Raw genomic sequence first — 22644 nt, 5'->3', positions numbered from 1 at the left:
GCCTGATGCAGGCTGCCGCCTTGCAGATAGCTCACGCCCACCGCACGGTTACCGGCAAAGCGGATCTGGTCGGCCAGTGCGCGGGTTTTCACCGTCAGGTTGGCGCGGGTGCGGGCTTGGTCCAGATAGGCCAGCGAGGTACTGCAGCGGCGGCCGGATGGCGTGGTGGTGCGGTCCATCGGCCCGAAGCCTTCCTGGCGGTAGCCGTTGAGGTCGTCGGTGCGCGGGTAACCGGCCTGCTCGCCTGCTGCAATAAAGGCCTGATACAACGGGTTGTTGTCCGGCCGTGGCGTGGTGACATGCAGCGGGCCAGCGGCACCGTGAAAGTCATTGGCACCCTTGTCGTAGCTTTCCGCCTTGCGGAAATAGGGCAGACAGTCCAGATAGCTCCAGTTTTCCAGCCCTTTGTTTTCCGCCCAGCCGTCAAAATCCAGCGCATTGCCACGGATGTACACCATGCCGTTGATCAGGGACGAACCACCCAGCCCCATGCCCCGGCCCTGGGTCATGATGCGGTTGCCCATGTGCGGCTCCGGCAGCGTGGTGTAGGCCCAGTTATAGGTGGTGCCTTGCAGCGGGTAGGCCAGCGCCGCCGGCATCTGGGTGCGCCAGTCCAGCCGCCAGTCCGGCCCGCCGGCTTCCAGCAGCAGCACGCTGACATCGGCATCTTCGGTGAGGCGGGCAGCCAGCACACAACCGGCAGAACCGGCCCCGACGATGATGTAATCGAACTGTTGCGACATGGGTGCTCCTTGCTACGGATGGTTCAGACAAGACAAGGGCAGGCCGTGAGGTCTGCCTTTATCGTGTGGATGACAGGGTGAGCCGCCTGGCGCGGCTGACAAGCGCGCAGCGGCCGCAACAGGCGTTCTGCTGGCAGCGCTCAGGCGTAAGGACTGGCCACGCCGGTCAGTTCCACATACACGCTCTTGCGCTGGGTGTAGCAGTCGATGGCGGTGAGGCTGTTTTCATAGCCGAGGCCGGATTCCTTATAACCGCCAAATGGCATTTCAATCGGCGTGATGTTGTAGTTGTTGATCCAGCACACCCCGGCTTGCAGCTTGGCCACCACGCGGTGGGCGCGCGCCAGGTCGCGGGTGAACACCCCCGCCGCCAGCCCCAGCCGGGTGGCATTGGCGCGCTGGATGACTTCCGCCTCGTCATCGAACACCAGTACCGACATCACCGGGCCAAAGATTTCCTCGCTGACAATGCGCATGTCGTCACGGCACTGGTCGAAAATCGTCGGGGCGATGAACCAGCCTGCTTCGCAACCGGGCACGATCACGCGCTGGCCACCGGCCGCCAGTACCGCGCCTTCGCTCTGGCCGATGTCGATGTACTTGAGCACGCTTTGCGCATGGCTGGGTGAAACCTGCGCGCCCACCTGGGTGTCCGGGTGCATCGGATCGCCAATTTTCAGCAGCGCAGTGCGTTCTTTCAGGCGCTGCATGAAGGCGGCGTGAATGCTGCGCGCCACGAACACGCGGGTGCCGTTGGTGCAGATTTCGCCCTGGGTGTAGAAGTTGGCCAGCATGGCGGCGGACACCGCCTGTTCGATGTCGGCATCGTCAAAGATGATCAGCGGCGACTTGCCGCCCAGCTCCATGGTGACGCGCTTGAGCGTGCCTGCCGCGTCTTTCATGATGGCCTTGCCGGTATCCACCGAGCCGGTAATCGACACCTTGGCCACGCGTTCGTCGGCAATCAACTGGCGCGCCACGGCAGAGCTGCCCTGAATCACGTTGAACACGCCATCCGGTACGCCTGCTTCGCTGTAGATTTCCGCCAGCAGGGCCGCGCTCATCGGCGTCATGCCCGATGGCTTGTAAATCATCGCATTGCCACAGGCCAGCGCCGGGGCGGATTTCCAGCAGGCAATCTGGATGGGGTAGTTCCAAGCGCCAATGCCCAGGCACACGCCCAAGGGCTCGCGCCGGGTATAGGCAAACGCGCCTTTCAGCGGGAAATGTTCGCCGTGAATGCCGGCGGCCATGCCGGCAAAGTATTCGATGCAGTCGGCGCCGGACAGCACATCCACCACCTCGGCTTCCTGAATCGGCTTGCCGTTGTCGCGCACTTCCAGCTCGGCCAGCTCGCGGTTGCGCGCACGCAGAATGCCCACCGCCTTGTTCATGATGCGGCCACGCTCGGCACCGGTCATCTCGCTCCACACCGCAAAACCGGCCTCGGCGCTCTTGACCGCCAGTTCGGCCTCGGCCGCGCCAGCCTGCTGCACCTTGCACAGCAGTTCGCCATTGGCCGGGTTGAAGTTGTCGGCCAGCGGCAGGGCCGGATTATCGATATAGCGACCGCCGATATAGCTTTTCAGGATGCCATCTTGCACGTTGTCTTCCTTGTATTCTGGGTGGGGCATTGCCCGTGATGCCGCTCATTGAGCCACGACGGCAGATGCCTTGCGTGTCAAAAGCCGACATGGGGGCCAATTGTGGCGACATGCCATCGCCGGTACTCGGGTGCTTTGATGATGGATGGATAGGGCGAGCGCGGTCAATGCGCGCAGCCTGCCCGTGTTGAGTACGGCTGTCAGGGACGTCAGGCAGCCGGCTTGGCGCGAGGCTGTTCCGCCGCCTCTGCCCGCCACGCCTGTTTCTCCGTGCGCTTGGCCAATTGTTGATGGCAAGCCGCCGCGAGGCGGAGCAGCTCGCCATTGCGGCTGGCACTGCCGTCCGGCCCGGCAATATGTTGCGCCAGTGCCTGCAATGACGTGGCGCTGCTGTTGAGTGCCACCAGACGGCCATGGGCATGGCGGCGCGGGTGGCTGACGGTGTAGTTGAGGGTCAGCAGCCAATGGCTGTGCTGCCAGTCGCTGCCGTGTTCCAGCACGGCTTGCAGCACCGCATGGCTGATTTGTTGTCCGGCCTCGGCCGCCATGGCCAGCGCCTGTTCCCAGCGCGGGGCATCGGGTGGCAGTTGCTGCAGGGCGGGCAGCACCTGTTGTTGCAGCCAGTGTTGCAGTTGGCGGGCGGCGGGGCGTTTGCTTTGTTGAAGTGCGCGTTGCAGGGCTGGTGCTGGCCAGCCGCTTTGCGGGCTGTCGTGTTGCGGCAGGGTGAGGGTGCAGCCGGGGTAATCGGTCAGTTGCTGTTGCAGCTGGTGGCGCAAGCGGGGTGGGGAGAGGGCGAGGATGTCGTCCGCCAGCAGGCAGCAGTGGCCGTGGTGCAGCAGCACCCGGACGGGCTTGCCTTGGTAGTACAGCGTCAGGGGCGGGGCCTGGGGGATGTTAGGGTCGGGATGCGTCATGGTTCTGCCCTCCGTTGCAGGATGAAGGCTGCCACGCACGCAAGAAAACGCGGGTGGCAGGCCAAAGCGGGGTTGGCGAACCGGAAGCTCCACGACACCGGCAGACCGTATAGGTCTCCCCGCCTGGCCTGCCATTGAAGAGGGTGCAGACGCAAGCAGAAAAAGCCGCTTTGACACGGCTTTCCCGTAGAGCTACAGGTCGCCAAACCTGGCTGCGTGTGAACACGCAACGGGACAAGGCTAATCAGCACCATCGGGGACAGCAAGACTAGAGGGGAGTGGAAACACTGGCAAGAGGTGCAGGTAGGGGGCTTGTTTTGATTTCTGCTTCCGCGCGGCGGACGGGATGCGTGTTTGTTTGGCGACGATATGGGCGCCAGCGCGTAGGGCGGAAGCCCCAGCCTTACCGGGACGTTCCGCCGTCATGCGGACCATCCCTGCACACAACGAAAAATCAATTGTTCGGACTGTAGAAATCCGCTCACGCGGATGATGATTTGCATTGCCGCTTCCGCGCGGCAAACGGGAAGGAGGGCTTGTCTGGCCAAGCCCTCCTTCACCTCCAAGACCACCCCAGCAAGCATGACCTGCGGCTGCCCGACAGGACCCGTCCGGAGCGAGGCGCGCCTGAACTCGCGATTTGCTAACGTCAAATCGCTCAGACAGGGCAGGCGCTTAAAACCTCGCCCCGGCCACCCGTCGGCATGCTTGACGGGGCCCAGTGGACGCATCGGTGCGGTGGTTTTCCAGTCGGGAAAGTAGGTTTATTCGGTAGCGTTTCACGGTGGATCGCCCCTTCGGGGCGTTCCGCCGTCATGCGGGTCATCCCAGCACACAACAAAAATCAACTGTTCTGGCTTTGGAGCAAGACATTTTCCGGAGCAGACCAGTCCCGTCAGCGCGAGCCGATAAACAGGGCCTGCGTTGTATTCAGCGTTGATGGGTGGTGATGCGGACATCCGGAAACCACAGCGTGCTCCAGCGGGCTATTTTTTCGCTGCTCTCCAGCCGCTTGGGCGACACGGAGACGGATGTACCAAGCGCTTCTGCCGGCTGTAGTGCCGCACAATTCACCGTGCCATACAGACGGCTGCCATCCTGATACAACACGCCCAGCAACACCCCGCAATGGGTGCAAAACAGGAAGTCGGCCAGCTGGCTGCCGTGCCGGTATTTTCCCAAGCCGTCCGCATCGCTCACCGTTATTTGCAAACTGCCATGCGGGTCGGACAGGTAGGACGCGCCATGCTTGCGACAGAAATCGCAATCACATGCCCGGGGCGTGTAATCGGCCAGTGGCTGGCTTAATTCAAGCTGGAGGTGGATGTTGCCGCAATGGCAAGCCCCGCTCAGTTCATGCATGGTGTGCTCCTCCCAACATGCTGTTTGATCATGGTGCTCTGCCGGTGCTGCAAGCCGGTGTCAGCGCTGGCCTGCCATCAGGCATGGCGTTTGCCATCTTATCAAAGTGAATGTGGTGCGGAAGGGAGAGTACCGGGCAATGCGCGTGGGCTGGGGTGTGGCCGGGTGTGTCGGATATGGGCAAGGCAAGCGGCCTTCCAGCCAAGGCTGGCACCGCTTGCTGCCTGTGCATGTAGACGAGTTGACTAGCGCAACACCACCGTGCGGTTGTCGTTGAGGAACACCCGGCGTTCCAGGTGGTAGCGCACGGCGCGGGCCAGCGCCTGGCATTCCATGTCGCGGCCGGTGGCTTGCAGGTCTTCCGGGGTGTAGGCGTGGTCCACCCGGTCCACCACCTGTTCGATGATGGGGCCTTCGTCCAGGTCGTCGGTAATGTAGTGGGCGGTGGCGCCAATCAGTTTTACCCCGCGCTCATGCGCTTGCAGATAGGGGCGGGCACCCTTGAAGCCGGGCAGGAAGGAGTGGTGGATGTTGATGGCGCGGCCGGACAGGCGGGCACAGGTGGCGCTGGTGAGCACCTGCATGTAGCGCGCCAGAATCACCAGCTCGGAGCCGGTTTCCTCGATCAGCGCCAACAGCGCGGCTTCCTGCTCGGCCTTGTTGGCCGGGTCCAGCGGCAGGTGGTGGAAGGGCAGGCCGTAGGTTTCGGCAATCGGGGCCAGGTCGCGGTGGTTGGACACCACGGCGGTGACAGTCATGTCCAGATCGCCCATTTTCTGCCGGTACAGCAAGTCATTCAGACAGTGGTCCAGCTTGGACACCATGATCATCACCCGCGCCTGTTCGCGCCGGTCCTGCAATTGCCAGCGCAGGTCCTGGTAGTGGCTGCCCATGTCGCGCATGCCCTGGTTCAGCCGTGCCGGGTCGAACACCTCGGTTTGCGGGTGGAACACGCAACGCACGAAAAAGCGCTGGCTGACGGCATCGTCAAACACCGCCAGTTCGTCGATATAACAGCCCTGGGACTCCAGCAGGGCGGAGAAACGGGCCACCTGACCGGAAGCACTGTGGCAGGTGAAGCTGAGGATGTAGGACGGTGCAGTGGCTTTCATGAGCGGGTCTTTCCTTGTCGTGTGGCAGGCGTGCTGCCTGTCCTGTGTGCGCTAACCCTAAGGCCTGGCTGCCGTGCGGGCTGGCTTCAATGCGTCCGCTTTGCGTCCATTTCAGACATGTGACGCAGTGTCGTGTCTGGGCAAGTGCTTGTCCTTTTCAGCCAAACGGCTTGGGGCTCAGGTCTGGAGAATGAGCCTTGTCCGAATACATCCACCCCGCTGGAGCCGCAGATGGCAAACCGATACTCCCTGTGGAGCCTGATCAAGAACGGGCTCAAGCATCATGAAAGCTGGCAGCCGGCCTGGAAGAGCCCGCAGCCGAAGAAAAACTACGATGTGATCATCGTCGGCGGTGGCGGCCACGGCCTGGCCACGGCGTACTACCTGGCCAAGGAGCATGGCATCAAGAATGTGGCCGTGCTGGAGAAGGGCTATCTGGGCGGCGGCAACACGGCCCGCAACACCACCATCATCCGTTCCAATTATCTGTGGGATGAAGCGGCGCACTTGTACGAACACGGCCTGAAATTGTGGGAAGGCCTGTCGCAGGACCTCAACTTCAACGTGATGTTCAGCCAGCGCGGCGTGATGAACGTGGGCCACACCCTGCAGGACATGCGCGACATCGAACGCCGCGCCAATGCCAACCTGCTCAACGGCGTGGACGCGGTGGTGATGACCCCGCAGGAAATCAAGGACATGGTGCCGCTGATCGACATCAGCAACCGCACCCGCTACCCCATCATGGGGGCCAGCTTCCAGCCGCGTGGCGGCGTGGCGCGGCACGATGCGGTGGCCTGGGGCTTTGCCCGCGGCGCGTCCGAACTGGGCGTGGACATCATCGAGCAGTGCGAAGTGACTGGCCTGATCATCGAAGGCGGCCGCATCAAGGGCGTGAATACCAGCCGCGGCGACATCATGGCCGACCGCGTGGGCTGTGTGGCAGCGGGTAATTCTTCGGTACTGGCCAGGATGGCCGGGCTGCGCCTGCCACTGGAAAGCCACCCCTTGCAGGCTTTCGTGTCCGAATCCATGAAGCCCTGTATCGACACCGTGGTGATGTCCAACGCCGTGCACGGCTATGTCAGCCAGTCCGACAAGGGCGAGCTGGTGATCGGTGCCGGTATCGACAGCTATCTGGGCTACGGCCAGCGCGGCAGCCCGCATGTGATCGAACACACCGCCGCCGCCATCATCGAGATGTTCCCGTCCTTCTCCCGCGTGCGGATGAACCGCCAGTGGGGCGGCATTGTGGATGTCTCGCCGGACGCCTGCCCCATCATCAGCAAAACCCGCATCAAGGGCCTGTATTTCAACTGTGGCTGGGGTACCGGCGGCTTCAAGGCCACGCCGGGCTCGGGCAATGTGTTTGCCCACACCATCGCCCATGACGATCCGCACCCGCTCAATCGCGCGTTCTCGCTGGACCGTTTTGCCACCGGACATCTGATCGACGAGCACGGCGCAGCCGCCGTGGCTCACTAGGGAGAGGCTTATGTTGGTGATTACCTGCCCGTACTGCCAAGAGGCAAGGGAAGAAGAAGAGTTCAGCTACGCCGGTGAAGCCTATATCGCCCGCCCGGCAGTGCCCGAAGAAGTGGACGACGCCACCTGGGGCGACTACGTGTTCCACCGCAAGAACCCGCGTGGCTGGCACTGGGAGCAATGGCAGCACGTGGCCGGCTGTCGCAAGGTGTTTGCGGTCAAGCGCCACACCGTCAGCTATGAAATTGCCGGCAGCTGGACGCTGGCCGACGGCAAGGCATTGTATGAGGAGGAACAAGCATGAGCGGCTATCGCATCCATCGCCCGGGCGAGCGCATCAATCGCCAGAAGCCGCTGAGCTTCATCTTCGACAATGTGCAGTACAAGGCCTTCTCCGGCGACACCCTGGCCTCGGCCCTGCTGGCCAACGGCGTGCGCCTGATCGGCCGCAGCTTCAAGTATGGCCGTCCGCGCGGCATCGTCGGCTTTGGTGCCGAAGAACCCAATGCGCTGATCCAGCTGGAAACCGGCGCGCATACCGTGCCTGACCTCAAGGCCACGCAAGTGGAGCTGTACCAGGGCCTGCTGGCCGGCAGCACCACCGGCTACCCCTCGCTGGACTTCGACCTCAAGGGCCTCCTTGGCAAGTTTGGCCGCTTCATGCCGCCGGGCTTCTACTACAAGACCTTCATGGAGCCGGTGAAAGCCTGGCCCATCTACGAGAAATACATCCGCAAGGCCGCCGGTTATGGCCGCGCCCCGGTCGAAGCCGACCCGGAAAGCTACGACCACTTGCATCACCATATCGATGTGCTGGTAGTGGGCGGTGGTGCCGCTGGCCTGTGGGCTGCCACGCTGGCCGGCCGTGCCGGTCTGAAAACCCTGCTGGTGGACGAGCAGGCCGAAATGGGCGGCTGGCTGCTGACCGAACGCCGCAGCCGCATCGACGGCCTGTCCGGCATGGACTGGGTGGGCCAGCGTCTGGCCGAACTGGCCAGCCTGCCCAATGTCACCGTGCTGCCGCGCACTACCGCCTTTGCCCTGCACGACCTCAACCTGGTACAGGCGGTGGAACTGCTGCAAGACCACCTGCCGCTGACCGAGCGTAATGCCGCGCTGCCGCGCCAGCGTCTGCACAAGATTCGCGCTCATCAGGTGATTCTGGCCAGCGGTGCCATCGAACGCCCGCTGGTGTTCGGTTACAACGACGTGCCGGGCGTAATGACTGCCGCCGCCGGTCACAGCTACCTCAACCGTTACGGCGTGGCGGTGGGCCGCGAAGTGCTGGTGCAAACCCAGAACGATGCCGCTTACGAAGCCGCGCTGGACCTGGCGCTGTCCGGCGTCAAGGTAACCCTGGCCGATGCCCGTCAGGGCGGGGCTGCCGCATGGCGTCAGCAAGCACTGAAGAATGCCGGTGCCGAATTGCTGCTGGGCCATGGCATTGCCAAGGTGCTGGGCGACAAGAGCGTCAGCGGCGCACAGCTGGTGAAGCTGGATGGTCGCAGCAATCAGGTGGTCGGCTCCGGCCCGCGCCTGAGCGTGGACACCGTGCTGTCCTCCGGCGGCCTGACTTCCACCGTGCATCTGTTCTGCCACAACGGTGGCCGACCGGTGTGGAATCAGCAGCAGCTGTCCTTTGTCTGCCCGGATGAAGGCCGCGAAAACATTGCCTGTGTCGGTGCCATCACCGGCCGCTGGGAGTTGTCCGATGCGCTGAGCCAGACCCACGCCGCCGTGGCTGCCCTGTTGCTGGGCCATGGCCGTGGCAGCAGCGGCAAGGCCCCGGCAGTCGCCAGCGAAGAAGTGGCCGCACCGCGTGCCATCTTCCGCCTGCCGGACGGCAAGCCGGAAGGCCATGGTGCCAAGGCCTTTGTCGACTACCAGAACGATGTGGCCGCCGCCGACATCCACACGGCAGTGCGCGAAAACTACCGCTCCATCGAACACGTCAAGCGCTACACCGCGCTGGGCTTTGGTACCGATCAGGGCAAGCTGTCCAATATCAACGGCTTTGCCATTGCCGCCGAGGCGCTGGGCAAACCCATTGCCGAAGTGGGCACCACCACCTACCGGCCGTCCTACACCCCGGTGACTTTTGGTGCGCTGGCCGGCCCGCACGTGGGTGAAACCTTCGACCCGCGCCGTTACACCGCCATGCATGCCAGCCATGATGCACGCAAGGCCGAATACGAAGTGGTGGGCCAGTGGCTGCGCCCCTGGTACTTCCCCAAGCCGGGTGAAGACCTGCACGCTGCGGTCAACCGCGAATGCCTGGCCACCCGTAACAGCGTGGGTGTGATGGATGCCTCCACCCTGGGCAAGATCGACGTCAAGGGCCCGGATGCGCGTGAATTCCTCAACCGCATCTATAGCAATGCCTGGAGCAAGCTGGACCCCGGCAAGTGCCGCTACGGCCTGATGCTGGACGAAAACGGCATGGTGATGGACGACGGTGTGACCGCCTGCCTGGCAGACGACCACTTCCACATGACCACCACCACCGGCGGTGCTGCCCGTGTGTATAGCTGGCTGGAACGCTGGCACCAGACTGAATGGCCGGAGTTGAAAGTACGCTTCACCACCACTACCGACCACTGGGCCACCGTGGCCGTGGTGGGGCCGAACAGCCGCAAGGTGCTGCAAAAGCTGTGCACCGACATCGACTTCGACAAGGACGCCTTCAAGTTCATGGATGGCCGCAGCGGCACCGTGGCCGGGCTGCCGGCGCGGGTGTTCCGCATCAGCTTCTCCGGTGAACTGGCCTATGAAATCAATGTGGATGCCAACTACGGCCGCTATATGTGGGAAGAAGTGATGAAGGCGGGTGCCGAGTTCGATATCACCCCCTATGGCACCGAAACCATGCACGTACTGCGGGCCGAGAAGGGCTTCATCATCGTCGGTCAGGATACCGATGGCTCGATGAGCCCGAACGATCTGGCCATGAGCTGGGCTGTCGGCATGAAAAAGCCGTTCAGCTTCCTCGGCAAGCGTTCGCTGCTGCGCTCGCATACCGCAGGTGAAGGCCGCAAACAGCTGGTGGGCCTGCTGCCGCTGGACCCGAAAGTGGTGCTGGCCGAAGGCGCGCAGATTCTCAGCAATACCGATGACACGGTGCCGGCTGCCATGCAGGGCCATGTCACCTCCAGTTATCACAGTGCCTTCCTTGGCCGCTCCATTGCCATGGCCGTGTTGAAGGATGGCAGCAAGCGTGAGGGCGACACGGTGTTCGTCTGGGCGCATGGCAAGAGTGTGCCGGCGCAGGTGGTGTCGTCAGTGTTCGTGGACAAGGAAGGGGTGCGTCAACATGCCTAAGCAAGGTTTCCAACCATTCATGGAGTCGCCGCTCCAACACTTCAAGCTGGATGCCGAGGCGCTACCGCGCCGTGCCGATGGCCGCATCTGGTGTAACGAACTGCCGCACCTGGGCTATGCCGTGCTGCGCGGCGATACCGCCGAAGCCGGTTTTGCCCAGCTGGTGGAGCGGGTCACCGGCCTCGCCCTGCCGCTGAAAGCCGGGGCAGTCAGCCAGGGCCCGCAAGGTGTGCTGATGTGGACCTCGCCGGACGAATGGCTGCTGGTGAGCCATCGCCAGCGCCTGGCTGACTGGACTGCGCAGCTGGATGCCGGTTTTGCCGCGCAACAGCTGTTTGCCCAGACGGTGGATTCCAGCGGCGGCCTCACCCTGGCCTGGCTGGGCGGGGCCGAGCACATCACCGTGCTGCGTCATCTGGGGGTGTACGACTTCGAATCCATCCCGCTGGGCCATATGGTGAGCACCGTGCTGGGCAAGGCGACGGTGCAGGTGATCCGCCTGGATACCGACGGCGTGTTCGTGCTGTTCCGCCGCAGCTTTGCCGACTATGTGTGGCGTCTCTTGCGCCGCGCTGCCCAGCCCTACGGCTTTGCCGTATGCCAGCTGGAAGCACGTAGTGACCACCCGCTGTTTGCCCAGCTGGCTGCGCCCAGGCCCAGCCTGATCCTTGCCTGAAACCACAGCGCGGCCCTGCCATTGGCAGGGCCGGTTTTTGTTGTCGGCCGTGCACCCCATCCCCTTGCCGTTCTGCTTCTTCTTTCTTTCTTACTGTTCCCGTCAGGCATCTTTGCCTGTTCAGTACGGCGGCCGTGTTTGTCCTGCTTCGACCGGCTGGTCGGTATGTGGCAAATACCTGTCGCCAGCGCTGAACAGTGGCCGCAGCGTCTCCGGCACCATGCATGCAATGGCGGACAGGATCGGCCATCTTGCGTAGGAGAGAAGCATGTACCTCAAATCATATCGATGTCGATCCGGCTTGATCGGGAGCTGGCATGACTGATCGCGCCGAGCAGCAAGTGTTGTTCAAGGTGATTCTGGCCGCCTCGGTCGGCAATTTCGTCGAATGGTTCGACTTTGCCGTCTATGGTTTCCTGGCTACGGTGATTGCCCAGCATTTCTTTCCGGGCAGCAGCGCCGATATCAGCCTGCTGAAAACCTTTGCCGTGTTCGCGGTGGCCTTTGCCTTCCGCCCGCTCGGTGGCGTGGTGTTCGGCATGCTGGGCGACCGTATCGGCCGCAAGCGCACGCTGGCCATCACCATCTTGCTGATGGCTGGTGCCACCACGCTGATCGGCCTGTTGCCGGACTACGCCAGCATCGGTCTGGCCGCTCCCGTGCTGCTGACGCTGGCGCGTTGTGTGCAGGGTTTTTCTGCCGGTGGCGAATATGCCGGGGCCTGTGCCTATGTGATGGAGCATGCGCCCAGCCATCACCGGGCGCGCTATGGCAGTTTTCTGCCGGTTTCCACTTTTTCAGCTTTTGCCTGTGCGGCGGTGCTGGTGTTTGCCCTCAACCAGTGGCTCAGCCCGCAAGCGCTGGCCGACTGGGGCTGGCGGCTGCCTTTCCTGATTGCCGCACCGCTGGGGCTGGTGGGCTGGTATCTGCGTAACCGTCTGGCGGAAACCCCGGCTTTCCGCGCACTGGAGCAGCGCCAGCAAACCGAGCACGCGCCGCTGCGGCAGGCTTTTGCCAGTCACGGCCGCCCCATTGCCTGGCTGTCGGCCTTCATCTCGGTGACGGCGCTGTCGTTTTACACCTTCACCACTTACCTGAGCACTTACTTGCAGCAGGTGGCGGGCATGAGCCGCGGCAATGCCCTGCTGGTGTCGGTGCTGTCCCTGCTGTTTGCTGCGCTGCTGTGCCCGCTGGCCGGGCGCTATTCCGACCGGGTAGGGCGGCGGCGCAGCATGGCCACGGTGTGCGGGCTGATTGTGCTCACCATCTTTCCTTCGTTCTGGCTGGCGCAAAGCGGTCAGCTGTGGCTGGCGGTGCTGGGCGGCATGTTGCAGGCCTTGCCCGCGGTGCTGTCCGGGGTGGTGACCGCGCCCTTGCTGTCGGAAAGCTTTCCCACCCGCATCCGCTATACCGCGGGTGCGATCAGCTATAACCTGGCCTACACCATCTTTGGTGGCACCGCCCCCTTGATGGCGACCTGGCTGATTGATGTGTCCGGCAGTCATCTGGCCCCGGCTGTTTATCTGATGCTGGTGGCGCTGTTTGCCCTGGCAGGCGGCCTGCGCCTGCCGGAAACCGTTCATGTGCGGCTGGCCGAGGTGTCCTGAGCCGCTTGTTGTTCCACTTTTTTCTGTTGGGGAGTACGTGTATGACGACGCTGCATCAGGACGCGCTGGTGATTGACGGGCTGATCATTGCCAAATGGAGCCGTGAGGTATTCGACGACATGCGCCGTGGTGGCCTGTCGGCGGCCAACTGTACCGTGTCGGTATGGGAAGGCTTTCAGGACACCGTGGCCAATATCGCGGAGATGAAAAAGCAGATTCGCGATTACAGCGACATCCTCACCCTGGTACGCACCACCGAGGACGTGCGCCGTGCCAAGGCGGAGGGCAAGACCGGCATCATCCTGGGTTTCCAGAACGCCCACGCCTTCGAGGACAACCTGGGTTATATCGAAGCCTTTGCCGACATGGGCGTGCGCGTGGTGCAGCTGTGCTACAACACGCAAAACCTGGTGGGTACCGGCTGTTACGAGCGCGACGGCGGCCTGTCCGGTTTTGGCCGCGAAGTGATCAACGAGATGAACCGCGTGGGCATCATGGTGGATCTGTCCCATGTGGGCGGCAACACCTCGCGCGAGGCCATTCTGGAATCCAAAAAACCGGTGTGCTACTCGCACTGCCTGCCGTCCGGCCTGAAAGAACACCCGCGTAACAAGAGCGATGAAGAGCTGCGCTTCATTGCCGACCATGGCGGCTTCATCGGCGTCACCATGTTCCCGCCCTTCCTCAAGCGCGGCATCGAGGCCACGGTGGACGACTATGTCGAGGCCATGGACTACATCATCAACCTGGTGGGTGAGGACTGCGTGGGCTACGGCACCGACTTCACCCAGGGCTATGACAAGGGCTTTTTTGACTGGATCACCCACGACAAGGGCCGTCATCGCCGCCTGACCAACTTTGGCACCATCCTCAATCCGGAAGGTATCCGCACCATCGGAGAAACGCCGAATCTGACCGCTGCCATGGAAAAAGCCGGCTGGTCCGAAGGGAAGATCCGCAAGGTGCTGGGTGAAAACTGGCTCCGTGTATTTGCAGACGTCTGGGGTAGTTGAGCCTTGAGCGGGGTCGCAAGACCCCGCTTTTTTATTCGCTTGCCACTGTGCCCGTCACCAGCGGGCTGCCGTTTACAACAAGAATGCCGGGCTGCCTTAGGCAGACTCTGGTGCGGTGCTGTAACGGAAGCGGGCTGACAACACGGCACTTGCATGATGCCGCACCCGCTCTGTGTTGTTCATCCTTGATTCAACCTGTCTATCTTTGGAGAACGCAATGCTGAAACGCCAATTTCTTGCCCTGCTGCTGGCCGGTGTGGCCCTGCCATTCTGTAGCCATGCGGCTGACAAGCCCACCATCAAGATCGGCTATGTAGAAGGCTGGTCGGACAGTGTGGCCACCACCAATGTGGCGGCCAACATCATCCGCAACAAGCTGGGTTATCCGGTGGAAATGGTGCCGGTAGCTGCCGGCATCATGTGGCAGGGTGTGGCCCGTGGCGACCTGGATGCCACGCTGTCGGCCTGGCTGCCCACCACCCACGAAGCGTATTACACCCAGTTCAAGGACAAGGTGGTGGATGTGGCGGTCAACTATCCGGGCGCCAAGATCGGCCTGATCGTGCCTGATTACGTGGCCGCGCATTCCATTGCCGACCTCAATGCCAACAAGGCTGCCTTCCAGGGCCGTATTGTCGGTATCGATGCCGGTGCCGGCGTGATGAAGAAAACCGAAGAAGCCATCAAGAAATACCAGCTGGACTACACCCTGCTGCCCAGCTCCGGCACTGGTATGGCGGCGGAACTGGCCCGCTCCATCAACAGCAAGAAGTCCATTGCCGTCACCGGCTGGATTCCGCACTGGATGTTTGCCAAATGGAAGCTGCGCTTCCTGGAAGACCCGCAGAAGGTGTACGGCGATGCCGAGCATGTGGATAGCGTGATCAACCCCGGCCTCACCGCCAAAGCACCGGAAGTGGTGGCCTTCTTCAAGAAATTCCGCTGGAAGCCGGAGGAAATCGGCAAGGTGATGCTGGATGTGGAAAACGGTGCCAAACCGGCTGCCGCTGCCGATGGCTGGGTCAAGGCTAATCCGGCCAAGGTAAACGAGTGGACACACTGATCACGGCCTGAATGGCGACAGCCCGCTGCCTGGTTCATGGCGGCGGGCTGTTTGCTGCTGTATGGCCAGGCTTTACTGGTGCTGGCCGTTGCTGCCGCTGTCTGCCAGCACCGTAACGCGGCTGGTGGGTGTCAGCAGCAGGCTGTTTTGCTTGGACGATGGTTCAGGTTCGGACCGTGCCATATGCTGGTGCAGCCAGTTTTCCAGCAAGGGCCAGATTTCGTTCTTGGCATTTTTCGACAATAACAGCCGTTCGTGGCTGTAATCCTCCACAAAGCCCTGTGCCTGACTGCACAGCACATAGCGCTTGTTGGTGCTGCCAAAGCTGTCCAGCAAACGCTGGCAGCCATCCGCCGGTGAAATGAAGTCATCCCCGCCGCCAGCCAGCGCCAGCACCGGCAGTTGTTGCCTGCCCAGTGCAGCCAGATAGTCAAAACCATCCTTGCCTTGCATGCGGCCTTGCAGATTCCACCGGCACCATTGGCGCAGCAGGCGGCTGCTTTCCGCTTCGGTAGCCAGTGGCATCCAGTGGCTGGCAATTTGCCGGCGCAAGGGCAGCAAGCAGGAAATCAGGCGAATCTTTTGCTGCATGGCCCAGCTGCGCTGGCGGCTGGATGCCTGGGCAGCCAGCATCTGCAAACCGGCCAGCCGCTCGCAGGCCGGGGCCTGTCTGGCCAGCCACATGGCGGCAATCACCGCTCCGGCGGAATGGCCCAGCCAGAAGGGGCGCAGCGGCGCGCAGTTTTCTTCCACCGCGCGCAATACGGCCGGGACATCCTGCATGGCCAGGGTTTCGAAATCGAAGCTGCGGCGCGGCGTGTCGCTGTGGCCATGACCGCGCCAGTCAAACAACCAGCATTGCCAGCCGCGCGCGGCCAGATGGCTGGCCAGCGGTGCGCAACTGCGTTGATTGGAAAAAGTGCCATGGGCCAGGATCAGCGGCGGACTGCCCCGGTCTCCCATGCGGCTGAGGAACAGGCGGGTACCGTCGTCGGTAAGCGTGTGCATGGTCAGGAACCTGTCGGAAAGTGGAGGTGGGGAGGCATCACTGGCCGGGCCGGTGACATGACCGTTGAATATGCCCGGATTGATGACGCGCTTGGACTGGCCGAAAGTTGGACAGCCCCGCTGCTTGCTGCGTTGTCTGTTGCCGACCGGCTTGTCGGTATGGGGCAAATACCTGTCGCAAGCGCTGAACAGCGTCAGCATGCCCTCCGGCACCATGCAAGGCAATGGCGGACAGACTCGCCCATCTTGCTCAGGAGAGTGGCATGCAACCTCAACTTCCCATCGACGTGGATGCCGACACCGGCGTCTGGAGTACCAACGGCCTGCCCATGCTGTATGTGCCGCGGCATTTCTTCATCAACAACCATCTGGCCATCGAGGCAGCACTGGGCCGTCGCGTGTACGCCGATTCGCTGTACGAAGCCGGTTACCGTTCCGCCCATTTCTGGTGTGGCAGCGAAGCGCAAACCCATGGCCTGAAGGGCATGGCGGTGTTCGAACACTATCTGTCCCGCCTGTCGCAGCGCGGCTGGGGCCAGTTCAGCTTCATCGAAGCCGACGAAGTGACCGGCAATGCCAGCATCCGCCTGGACAACTCCTGTTTCGTGCTGGCCCAGGGCGTGGCCGGTGCACCGCAGAGCGAACACATGGCCTGCTATCTGTTTGCCGGCTGGTTTGCCGGTGCCATGGACTGGGTGGGCGAAAACCTGGGCCATGACTACCGCACCGTCAGCCGCGAAAGCCAGTGTGCCGGCCTGGGTGCCGACTACTGCATTTTCACCGTTCATCCCTTGTAAGCCGGGAGTCGTCCCATGCGCTATCCGCACCTGTTTGCGCCCATTACCCTGAACAAGCTGACGCTGCGCAACCGCGTGGTGAGCACCGCGCATGCCGAGGTGTATGCCGAACCGGGCGGCCTGCCCGGCGACCGTTACATCCGCTATTACGAAGAAAAAGCCAAGGGCGGCCTGGGCCTGGCCATTTGTGGCGGCTCCAGCCCGGTGTCCATCGACAGCCCGCAAAGCTGGTGGAAGTCGGTGAACCTGGCCACCGACGCCATTATCGACCCGCTGGCGCGGCTGGCCGAGGCCATGCACCGCCACGGCGCCAAGATCATGATCCAGGCCACCCACATGGGCCGCCGCTCCAGTTATTACGGCGAGCACTGGCCGCATCTGGTCAGCCCGTCCGGCATTCGCGAACCGGTACACCGTGGCAATGCCAAGGTGATCGAGCAGCATGAAATCCGCCGCATCATTGCCGACTTTGCCCAGGCTGCGCGCCGGGTAAAGGCCGCCGGCATGGACGGCATCGAGATTTCCGCCGCCCACCAGCATCTGATCGACCAGTTCTGGAGCCCGCGCACCAACTTCCGCACCGACGAATGGGGCGGCAGCTTTGAAAACCGCCTGCGCTTTGGCGTGGAAGTGCTTAATGCGGTACGGGCCGAAGTGGGCCCGGACTTTTGCGTCGGCCTGCGCATGTGCGGCGACGAATTCCATGAAGACGGCCTCAGCCATGACATGTTGAAAGACATTGCGGCGGCCATGTCGGAAACCGGCCTGATCGACTACCTGTCGGTGGTGGGTTCCGGGGCGGATACCCATAACACCCTGGCCAACTGCATGCCGCCGATGGCCTTGCCGCCGGAGCCGTTTGTGCATCTGGCAGCCGGCATCAAGTCGGTGTCCAAGGTGCCGGTGATGCACGCGCAAAGCATTCGCGACCCGGTGCAGGCCGAGCGCATTCTGGCCAGCGGCATGGTGGACATGGTGGGCATGACCCGCGCCCACATTGCCGACCCGCATCTGGTGATCAAGATCCGTGATGGCAAGGAAGACCAGATCCGCCAGTGTGTGGGGGCCAACTACTGCATCGACCGCCAGTATCACGGTCAGGACGTACTGTGCATCCAGAATGCCGCCACCAGCCGCGAAGCCACCATGCCGCACGACATTGCCAAGGCGGACAAGCTGCGCAAGGTGGTGGTGGTGGGTGCCGGCCCGGCCGGACTGGAAGCCGCCCGCGTGGCGCGCGAGCGTGGCCATGAAGTGGTGCTGTTCGAGAAACAGCCGCAGGTAGGCGGGCAGATCGTACTCGCCGCCAAGGCCCCGCAGCGCGAGCAGATGGCCGGCATCGTGCGCTGGCTGGACATGGAAACCCAGCGTCTGGGGGTGGATCGCCGTCTGGGCGTGGCCGCCGACAAGGCGATGATTCTGGCGGAAAAACCGGACATCGTGGTGCTGGCCACCGGCGGTATCCCCTATACCAGCCAGGTGCCGGACTGGGGCGTGGAAGAGGGCGTGGCGGTCAGCAGCTGGGACATCCTGTCCGGCAAGGTGGAGCCGGGCAAGAACGTGCTGGTGTATGACGCCGTCAGCACCCAGGCCGGTTTCGGCGTGGCCGACTTCCTGTCCAGCCGTGGCAGCACGGTGGAAATCGTCACCCCGGACGTAAAAGTGGGCGACGACACCGGCGGCACCACTTTCCCCATTTTCTACCGTCGCCTGTATGCACAAGGCATCATCCCCACCCCCAATTTCTGGCTGGACAAGGTGTATGCCGAGGGCGACAAGAAAATCGCCGTGCTGCGCAACGAATACACCGAGGCGCTGGAAGAACGGGCGGTGGATCAGGTGGTGATCGAAAACGGCATCCTGCCCAATGACAGCCTGTACTGGGACATGAAGGAGCTGTCGAAGAACCAGGGCCAGACCGATGTCCACACCCTGTTTGCTTCGCAGCCGCAGCCTTCCCTGTCGCAGCCGCTGGCGGCGGGTGAGTTCCTGCTGTTCCGCGTGGGTGACTGCATTTCCATGCACAACATCCACGGTGCCATCTACGACGCCCTGCGTCTGGTGAAGGATTTCTGACATGAGCTTCTCCCTTGCCCATGCCCTGACCGGACTGTTCTGGCTGGGTGCTCTCCTGCTGCTGGGTGGCCTGGCCAGACGTGCCAGCCTGTGGCAGCAGGGGCGCAGCGCCAGTGTGTCCTGGCTTGGCCTTCTGGCCATGCCCAAGCGCTATTTTGTCGATATCCACCACGTGGTGGCGCGCGAGCCCGCCGTGGCCCGCGCCCACGTGGCGGCAGCCGGTGGCGGCGTGGCCATCCTGCTGCTGTCGGCGCTCAACTACGGCCTGATGCTGTACCAGGGCTGGCTGGACGTACTGCTGGTGCTGATGGCCGCGATGATGCTGCTGGGGGCGCGCATGATGCAAGCCCGTCGCCTGCAAGCCCCGCCGCGCCTGTCGCAAGGCCGCTGGCAGGTATTGCCCGCCCGCCTGCGCCTGTTTGCGCTGGGCAGCCTGCTGGCCGCTGGCCTGCTGTTTGCCGGCCCGCAGCTGGGCATGGCCGGGCAGCTGATTGCCGTGGTGGCGCTGCTGATGCTGGCCTTGGGTGGTGCCGAACTGGCACTGGGCATTGGCCTGGGCTGGCCGATGAAACATGCGGTGGCCGGTTTGCTGCATCTGGCCTTTCACCCGCGTGCCGAACGCTTTGCCGGTAAATCCTCCGACCTCAAACCGCTGAACCTCGCCGCGGGCGAGCTGGGTGTGGCCAAGGTGGAGGACTTTGCCTGGAACCGCCTGCTGTCCTTTGACGCCTGTGTGCAGTGCGGCAAGTGCGAGGCCGCCTGTCCGGCCTATGCCGCCGGTCAGCCGCTCAACCCGAAAAAGCTGATCCAGGACATGGTGGCAGCGCAAAGCCGTGGCACCGACCCGGCCTACGCCGGCAACCCGCATCCGGGCCGCGAGGCGGCCGTGGTGGTGAAGCCGGGCGAGGACATCGTCGGCAGCGTGCTGGCGGCAGAAACGCTGTGGTCCTGCACCACCTGCCGGGCCTGCGTGGAAAACTGCCCGATGCTGATCGAGCACGTGGACACCGTGGTCAACCTGCGTCGTCACGTCACCCTCAGCCGTGGCGAAGTGCCGGGCAAGGGCAGCGAGGCGCTGGCCAATCTGCGCAATACCGACACCGTGGGCGGCTACCCGCTGGCGGTGCGTTACAACTGGGCGATTGATCTGGACCTGCCTGTGCTGCAGCCGGGCGATCAAACCGAATGGCTGCTGCTGGCCGGTGAGGGCGCTTTCGACATGCGTTACCAGCGTGCATTGCGCGCGCTGGTGAAAGTACTGAAAGCCGCTGGCGTGAAAGTAGCGGTGCTGGGCGAAGCCGAGCGCGACTGCGGCGACGTGGCGCGCCGTCTGGGCGACGAAGCCGGTTTCCAGCGGCTGGCCAAGGCCAATATCGCCACGCTGGCGCAATACCGCTTTGACCGTATCGTCACGCCGGACCCGCATGTATTCCACTGCCTGGCCAATGAATACCCGGCGCTGGGTGGCCAGTTCGAGGTATGGCACCACAGCAAGCTGCTGGAACACCTGCTGGCGCGTCGCGCCATTCCGCTGAAGGTCGATGCCACGCCGCTGCCGCCGCTCACCTTCCATGACCCTTGCTATCTGGGCCGTTACAACGATGGCTTCAATGCGCCGCGCAATGTGCTCAAGGGCATTGGCATCAAAGTGGTGGACATGCAGCGCTCCGGGCGCGATGCCCGCTGCTGCGGCTGGGGTGGTGGCGCGGCCTTTACCGATATTCCCGGTCAGCGTCGTATCCCCGACATGCGCATGGATGACATCCGCGAAACCGGTACCGGCCGGGTAGCGGTGGCCTGCCCCAATTGCACGGCCATGCTGGAAGGCGTGGTGGGTGAGCGGGCAGACGTGATCGAACTGGCCGAACTGGTGGCCGAACGCCTGGCCTGAGGCGAGCCGGGGCCGAAGCACAGACTTCGCCCCGTCCGCTGCTGCTTACAAGGAGAAAGTGATGGATTTTTCTACCCAGGCCATTCCGCGCATCGACCCGCGTCGCCCGTGGGTGCTGGGGCCCAGCGGCCTCAAGCGCATTGTGCTGGGCGATGACAGCGGCAGCCGCGATGCCGCCATGCTGGCTCACGGTCCGGCCCACAAGCCGCTGCGCAGCACTGGGCCGTTCAGCCAGCGCCTGCTGGTGGTGGCCCATGCCGAACGCGGCCAGCTGGATGATGCTGCACGCGAAGCCATTGCCGCCGCCGCCATTCTGGCGGGCAAGGACGGTGAAGTGCTGGCCTTGCTGTACGGCATGGAAGGCGCTGCGCCGGAAGCGCTGGCCGAACTGGCGGTAGACCGCGCCCTGACCGTGGCCGACCCCGGCTACGCGCCGGAACAGAAACTGGCCCTGCTGCAACAACTGTTGCAGCAGGAAAGCCCGCATACCGTGCTGTTTGCCGACCGTGGCGAAGATGCCGATCTGGGGCGTCGTCTGGCCTGTCGCGCCCGCCTGTCGGTGGTGACCGATGTGGTGGAAATCGCCGCCGATGGCGTGCGCCGCCGTCAGCCCGGTGCCGGTTTCAGCCTGCGTGAACGTGCCCAGTTGCTATTGCTGGCGCGTGGCGTGGCCGAAGCCAAACTGCCTTTTGTCGGCAAGGGCGAGCGGCTGCAAACCGCTGCCTTGCCTGCCGTCAGCGAGCAGGTGCAGGACCTGGGCAGTGCAGCCAGTCCGGCTTCCGAGCTGGCGCTGGAAGAGGCCGACCTGATTGTCTCTGCCGGTAATGGCGTCAGCAATGTACCGGGCTTCCTGCAACTGGCCGAAGCGCTGGGCGCTGCGGTGGGGGCGTCCCGCGTGGCGGTGGATGATGGCCGCTTCACCCGCGACAAGCAAGTAGGTGCCACCGGCAAAACAGTACAGGCCAGCGCCTATATCGCGCTGGGCATATCCGGTGCGGTACAGCATCTGCAAGGCATCAAGTCCTGCCGCCATGTGATTGCGGTGAACCTGGATGCCGCCGCCCCCATGATCAAGCGGGCCGACCTCAGCATCATCGACGACTGCCAGTCCTTCATCAGTGCGTTTGAACAACTGGTGCGACGTGAGCGCAAGGAGAAATGAACATGAAGATAGCCGTCCTGGTTTCCCCCGCCGTGCATCCGGTCAGCGGCCGCCCCTGTGCCGGTGAGGCCGATCTGGCCGCCCTGGCGCTGGCACAGCGCCTGCCCGGTGAGCTGCAAGTCTGGTATGCCGGTGCTGCCGACGATGCCGCGCTGGCCGATTATCTGGCACGCGGTGCCGACAACATCCACAGCCTGAACCTGAGCCCGGACAGCGATGTGCTGTCTGCGCTGGGCTCGGCCTTGCAGGGGGTGGACATGGTGTTGTGTGGTGCCCGTTCCGGTGGTGGTGATGGCTCCGGCCTGCTGCCTTACCAGCTGGCCGAGCAACTGGGCGCGGCCTTGTTGCCGGATGTACTGGACTTGTCCAAATCCGACCGGCAATGGCGGGCGGTGCAGGCCTTGCCCAAGGGCGTGCGCCGCACCTTGCAGGCCAGCCTGCCGCTGGTGGCCAGCGTCAACCCGCGTGCGGCCACTGCGCCGGGCTGGAGCTATGCCCGACTGCAGCAGGGCAAGATTCTGCGCAAAGCCGCCACTGGCGCGGCTTTGGCCCCGGTGGTACTGGAGCCTGCCCGCCGCGCGCGCGCGCTGGTGGCGGCCAGCAAGGTAAGTGGCCATGCCCGCATGCAAGGTGCCATTGCCGGGGGTGATGCCAAGGCTGCCGGGGTGGTCGTAAAACAGGGCGATTCTGTCGAAAAAGCGCAAGTTGTGCTGGATTACCTCAGGCAACATCAGCTCGTCGATTTCTGACAACAACCCCGCAGCATCCGACCAGCACCCCACCCACCGGCTAGCAGGATGCCTGAGCAAAAAC

At 63.4% G+C, this 22644-nt stretch carries 18 protein-coding genes; 12 read left to right on the top strand and 6 right to left on the bottom strand.

Translation table 11 applies throughout. From position 1 onward, the window contains the following. From JHD62_RS12440 to purU, 5 genes are all read right to left on the bottom strand, one after another. A partial coding sequence (locus JHD62_RS12440) for a GMC family oxidoreductase N-terminal domain-containing protein (RefSeq protein WP_199103165.1) occupies positions 1–743 on the bottom strand: 743 nt, incomplete at its 3' end. 140 nt (positions 744–883) lie between these two features. Further along, positions 884–2377, bottom strand: coding sequence for a betaine-aldehyde dehydrogenase (gene betB / locus JHD62_RS12435; protein ID WP_233160897.1), 1494 nt, complete (start codon positions 2375–2377; stop codon positions 884–886). A gap of 179 nt (positions 2378–2556) precedes the next feature. Next, a complete protein-coding gene (locus tag JHD62_RS12430; protein WP_199103164.1) occupies positions 2557–3261 on the bottom strand; it encodes a hypothetical protein in 705 nt (234 codons plus the stop codon). Between the two features lie 930 nt (positions 3262–4191). Next, positions 4192–4623 carry a GFA family protein gene (locus JHD62_RS12425; protein WP_199103163.1) on the bottom strand — a complete coding sequence of 144 codons (432 nt, stop codon included), beginning with the start codon at positions 4621–4623 and terminating at the stop codon, positions 4192–4194. A gap of 245 nt (positions 4624–4868) precedes the next feature. Beyond that, positions 4869–5735 carry a formyltetrahydrofolate deformylase gene (gene purU / locus JHD62_RS12420; protein WP_199103162.1) on the bottom strand — a complete coding sequence of 289 codons (867 nt, stop codon included), beginning with the start codon at positions 5733–5735 and terminating at the stop codon, positions 4869–4871. 231 nt (positions 5736–5966) lie between these two features. Here purU and JHD62_RS12415 point away from each other — a divergent pair, with 231 nt between their 5' ends. The 7 genes from JHD62_RS12415 (at position 5967) to JHD62_RS12385 (ending at position 14897) form a co-directional block, all read left to right on the top strand. Further along, complete coding sequence (locus tag JHD62_RS12415; RefSeq protein ID WP_199103161.1) at positions 5967–7220, top strand: sarcosine oxidase subunit beta family protein; 1254 nt, start codon at positions 5967–5969, stop codon at positions 7218–7220. A 10-nt stretch (positions 7221–7230) separates the two neighbouring features. Further along, positions 7231–7524: a sarcosine oxidase subunit delta gene (locus JHD62_RS12410; protein WP_059285245.1), complete on the top strand. Its 294-nt coding sequence runs from the start codon at positions 7231–7233 to the stop codon at positions 7522–7524. After that, positions 7521–10538 (top strand): sarcosine oxidase subunit alpha family protein, encoded by a 3018-nt coding sequence (locus JHD62_RS12405; RefSeq protein ID WP_199103160.1) that lies wholly within the window; start codon positions 7521–7523, stop codon positions 10536–10538. The genes JHD62_RS12410 and JHD62_RS12405 overlap by 4 nt, the downstream gene beginning before the upstream one ends. A gap of 19 nt (positions 10539–10557) precedes the next feature. Beyond that, entirely contained in the window at positions 10558–11214 is a 657-nt protein-coding gene (locus tag JHD62_RS12400; RefSeq protein WP_199103159.1) for a sarcosine oxidase subunit gamma, read from the top strand. A gap of 317 nt (positions 11215–11531) precedes the next feature. Next, positions 11532–12821 carry an MFS transporter gene (locus JHD62_RS12395; RefSeq protein WP_131357922.1) on the top strand — a complete coding sequence of 430 codons (1290 nt, stop codon included), beginning with the start codon at positions 11532–11534 and terminating at the stop codon, positions 12819–12821. Between the two features lie 41 nt (positions 12822–12862). Next, positions 12863–13834 carry a dipeptidase gene (locus JHD62_RS12390; RefSeq protein ID WP_199103158.1) on the top strand — a complete coding sequence of 324 codons (972 nt, stop codon included), beginning with the start codon at positions 12863–12865 and terminating at the stop codon, positions 13832–13834. Between the two features lie 217 nt (positions 13835–14051). Continuing rightward, a complete protein-coding gene (locus tag JHD62_RS12385) occupies positions 14052–14897 on the top strand; it encodes a glycine betaine ABC transporter substrate-binding protein (RefSeq protein WP_199103157.1) in 846 nt (281 codons plus the stop codon). Positions 14898–14969: 72 nt separating this feature from the next. Here the strand turns inward: JHD62_RS12385 and JHD62_RS12380 are convergent, their stop codons facing one another. Next, positions 14970–16106: an alpha/beta fold hydrolase gene (locus tag JHD62_RS12380; RefSeq protein ID WP_199103156.1), complete on the bottom strand. Its 1137-nt coding sequence runs from the start codon at positions 16104–16106 to the stop codon at positions 14970–14972. A 62-nt stretch (positions 16107–16168) separates the two neighbouring features. Between JHD62_RS12380 and JHD62_RS12375 the strand changes: the two genes are divergently transcribed. From JHD62_RS12375 to JHD62_RS12355, 5 genes are all read left to right on the top strand, one after another. Next, positions 16169–16702 (top strand): DUF5943 domain-containing protein, encoded by a 534-nt coding sequence (locus JHD62_RS12375; RefSeq protein WP_045847926.1) that lies wholly within the window; start codon positions 16169–16171, stop codon positions 16700–16702. Positions 16703–16717: 15 nt separating this feature from the next. Further along, positions 16718–18778: an NADH:flavin oxidoreductase gene (locus JHD62_RS12370; protein WP_110313658.1), complete on the top strand. Its 2061-nt coding sequence runs from the start codon at positions 16718–16720 to the stop codon at positions 18776–18778. A gap of 1 nt (position 18779) precedes the next feature. Then, positions 18780–20669, top strand: coding sequence for a DUF3483 domain-containing protein (locus JHD62_RS12365; protein ID WP_199103155.1), 1890 nt, complete (start codon positions 18780–18782; stop codon positions 20667–20669). Between the two features lie 61 nt (positions 20670–20730). After that, on the top strand, positions 20731–21831 hold the full coding sequence (locus tag JHD62_RS12360) for an electron transfer flavoprotein subunit alpha/FixB family protein (RefSeq protein WP_199103154.1): 1101 nt from the start codon (positions 20731–20733) through the stop codon (positions 21829–21831). A 2-nt stretch (positions 21832–21833) separates the two neighbouring features. After that, positions 21834–22580 carry an electron transfer flavoprotein subunit beta gene (locus tag JHD62_RS12355; protein WP_233160895.1) on the top strand — a complete coding sequence of 249 codons (747 nt, stop codon included), beginning with the start codon at positions 21834–21836 and terminating at the stop codon, positions 22578–22580. The last annotated feature ends 64 nt before the right edge of the window (positions 22581–22644 follow it).

The organism is Aquitalea sp. ASV11, assembly GCF_016429185.1.
Taxonomy (GTDB): domain Bacteria; phylum Pseudomonadota; class Gammaproteobacteria; order Burkholderiales; family Chromobacteriaceae; genus Aquitalea; species Aquitalea pelogenes.
Note: the sequence above shows the minus strand (reverse complement) of the source record. Positions and strands in the feature narration are given on the sequence as shown.

Excerpts from the sequence above, each read along its gene's own strand:
- JHD62_RS12370 (WP_110313658.1), top strand. The coding sequence starts at position 16,718 with ATGCGCTATCCGCACCTGTTTGCGCCCATTACCCTGAACAAGCTGACG.
- JHD62_RS12405 (WP_199103160.1), top strand. The coding sequence starts at position 7,521 with ATGAGCGGCTATCGCATCCATCGCCCGGGCGAGCGCATCAATCGCCAG.
- purU (WP_199103162.1), bottom strand. The coding sequence starts at position 5,735 with ATGAAAGCCACTGCACCGTCCTACATCCTCAGCTTCACCTGCCACAGT.
- JHD62_RS12430 (WP_199103164.1), bottom strand. The coding sequence starts at position 3,261 with ATGACGCATCCCGACCCTAACATCCCCCAGGCCCCGCCCCTGACGCTG.
- JHD62_RS12400 (WP_199103159.1), top strand. The coding sequence starts at position 10,558 with ATGGAGTCGCCGCTCCAACACTTCAAGCTGGATGCCGAGGCGCTACCG.
- JHD62_RS12365 (WP_199103155.1), top strand. The coding sequence starts at position 18,780 with ATGAGCTTCTCCCTTGCCCATGCCCTGACCGGACTGTTCTGGCTGGGT.
- JHD62_RS12425 (WP_199103163.1), bottom strand. The coding sequence starts at position 4,623 with ATGCATGAACTGAGCGGGGCTTGCCATTGCGGCAACATCCACCTCCAG.
- JHD62_RS12385 (WP_199103157.1), top strand. The coding sequence starts at position 14,052 with ATGCTGAAACGCCAATTTCTTGCCCTGCTGCTGGCCGGTGTGGCCCTG.
- JHD62_RS12375 (WP_045847926.1), top strand. The coding sequence starts at position 16,169 with ATGCAACCTCAACTTCCCATCGACGTGGATGCCGACACCGGCGTCTGG.
- JHD62_RS12415 (WP_199103161.1), top strand. The coding sequence starts at position 5,967 with ATGGCAAACCGATACTCCCTGTGGAGCCTGATCAAGAACGGGCTCAAG.
- JHD62_RS12395 (WP_131357922.1), top strand. The coding sequence starts at position 11,532 with ATGACTGATCGCGCCGAGCAGCAAGTGTTGTTCAAGGTGATTCTGGCC.
- JHD62_RS12390 (WP_199103158.1), top strand. The coding sequence starts at position 12,863 with ATGACGACGCTGCATCAGGACGCGCTGGTGATTGACGGGCTGATCATT.
- JHD62_RS12355 (WP_233160895.1), top strand. The coding sequence starts at position 21,834 with ATGAAGATAGCCGTCCTGGTTTCCCCCGCCGTGCATCCGGTCAGCGGC.
- JHD62_RS12360 (WP_199103154.1), top strand. The coding sequence starts at position 20,731 with ATGGATTTTTCTACCCAGGCCATTCCGCGCATCGACCCGCGTCGCCCG.
- JHD62_RS12410 (WP_059285245.1), top strand. The coding sequence starts at position 7,231 with ATGTTGGTGATTACCTGCCCGTACTGCCAAGAGGCAAGGGAAGAAGAA.
- JHD62_RS12380 (WP_199103156.1), bottom strand. The coding sequence starts at position 16,106 with ATGCTGACGCTGTTCAGCGCTTGCGACAGGTATTTGCCCCATACCGAC.
- betB (WP_233160897.1), bottom strand. The coding sequence starts at position 2,377 with ATGCCCCACCCAGAATACAAGGAAGACAACGTGCAAGATGGCATCCTG.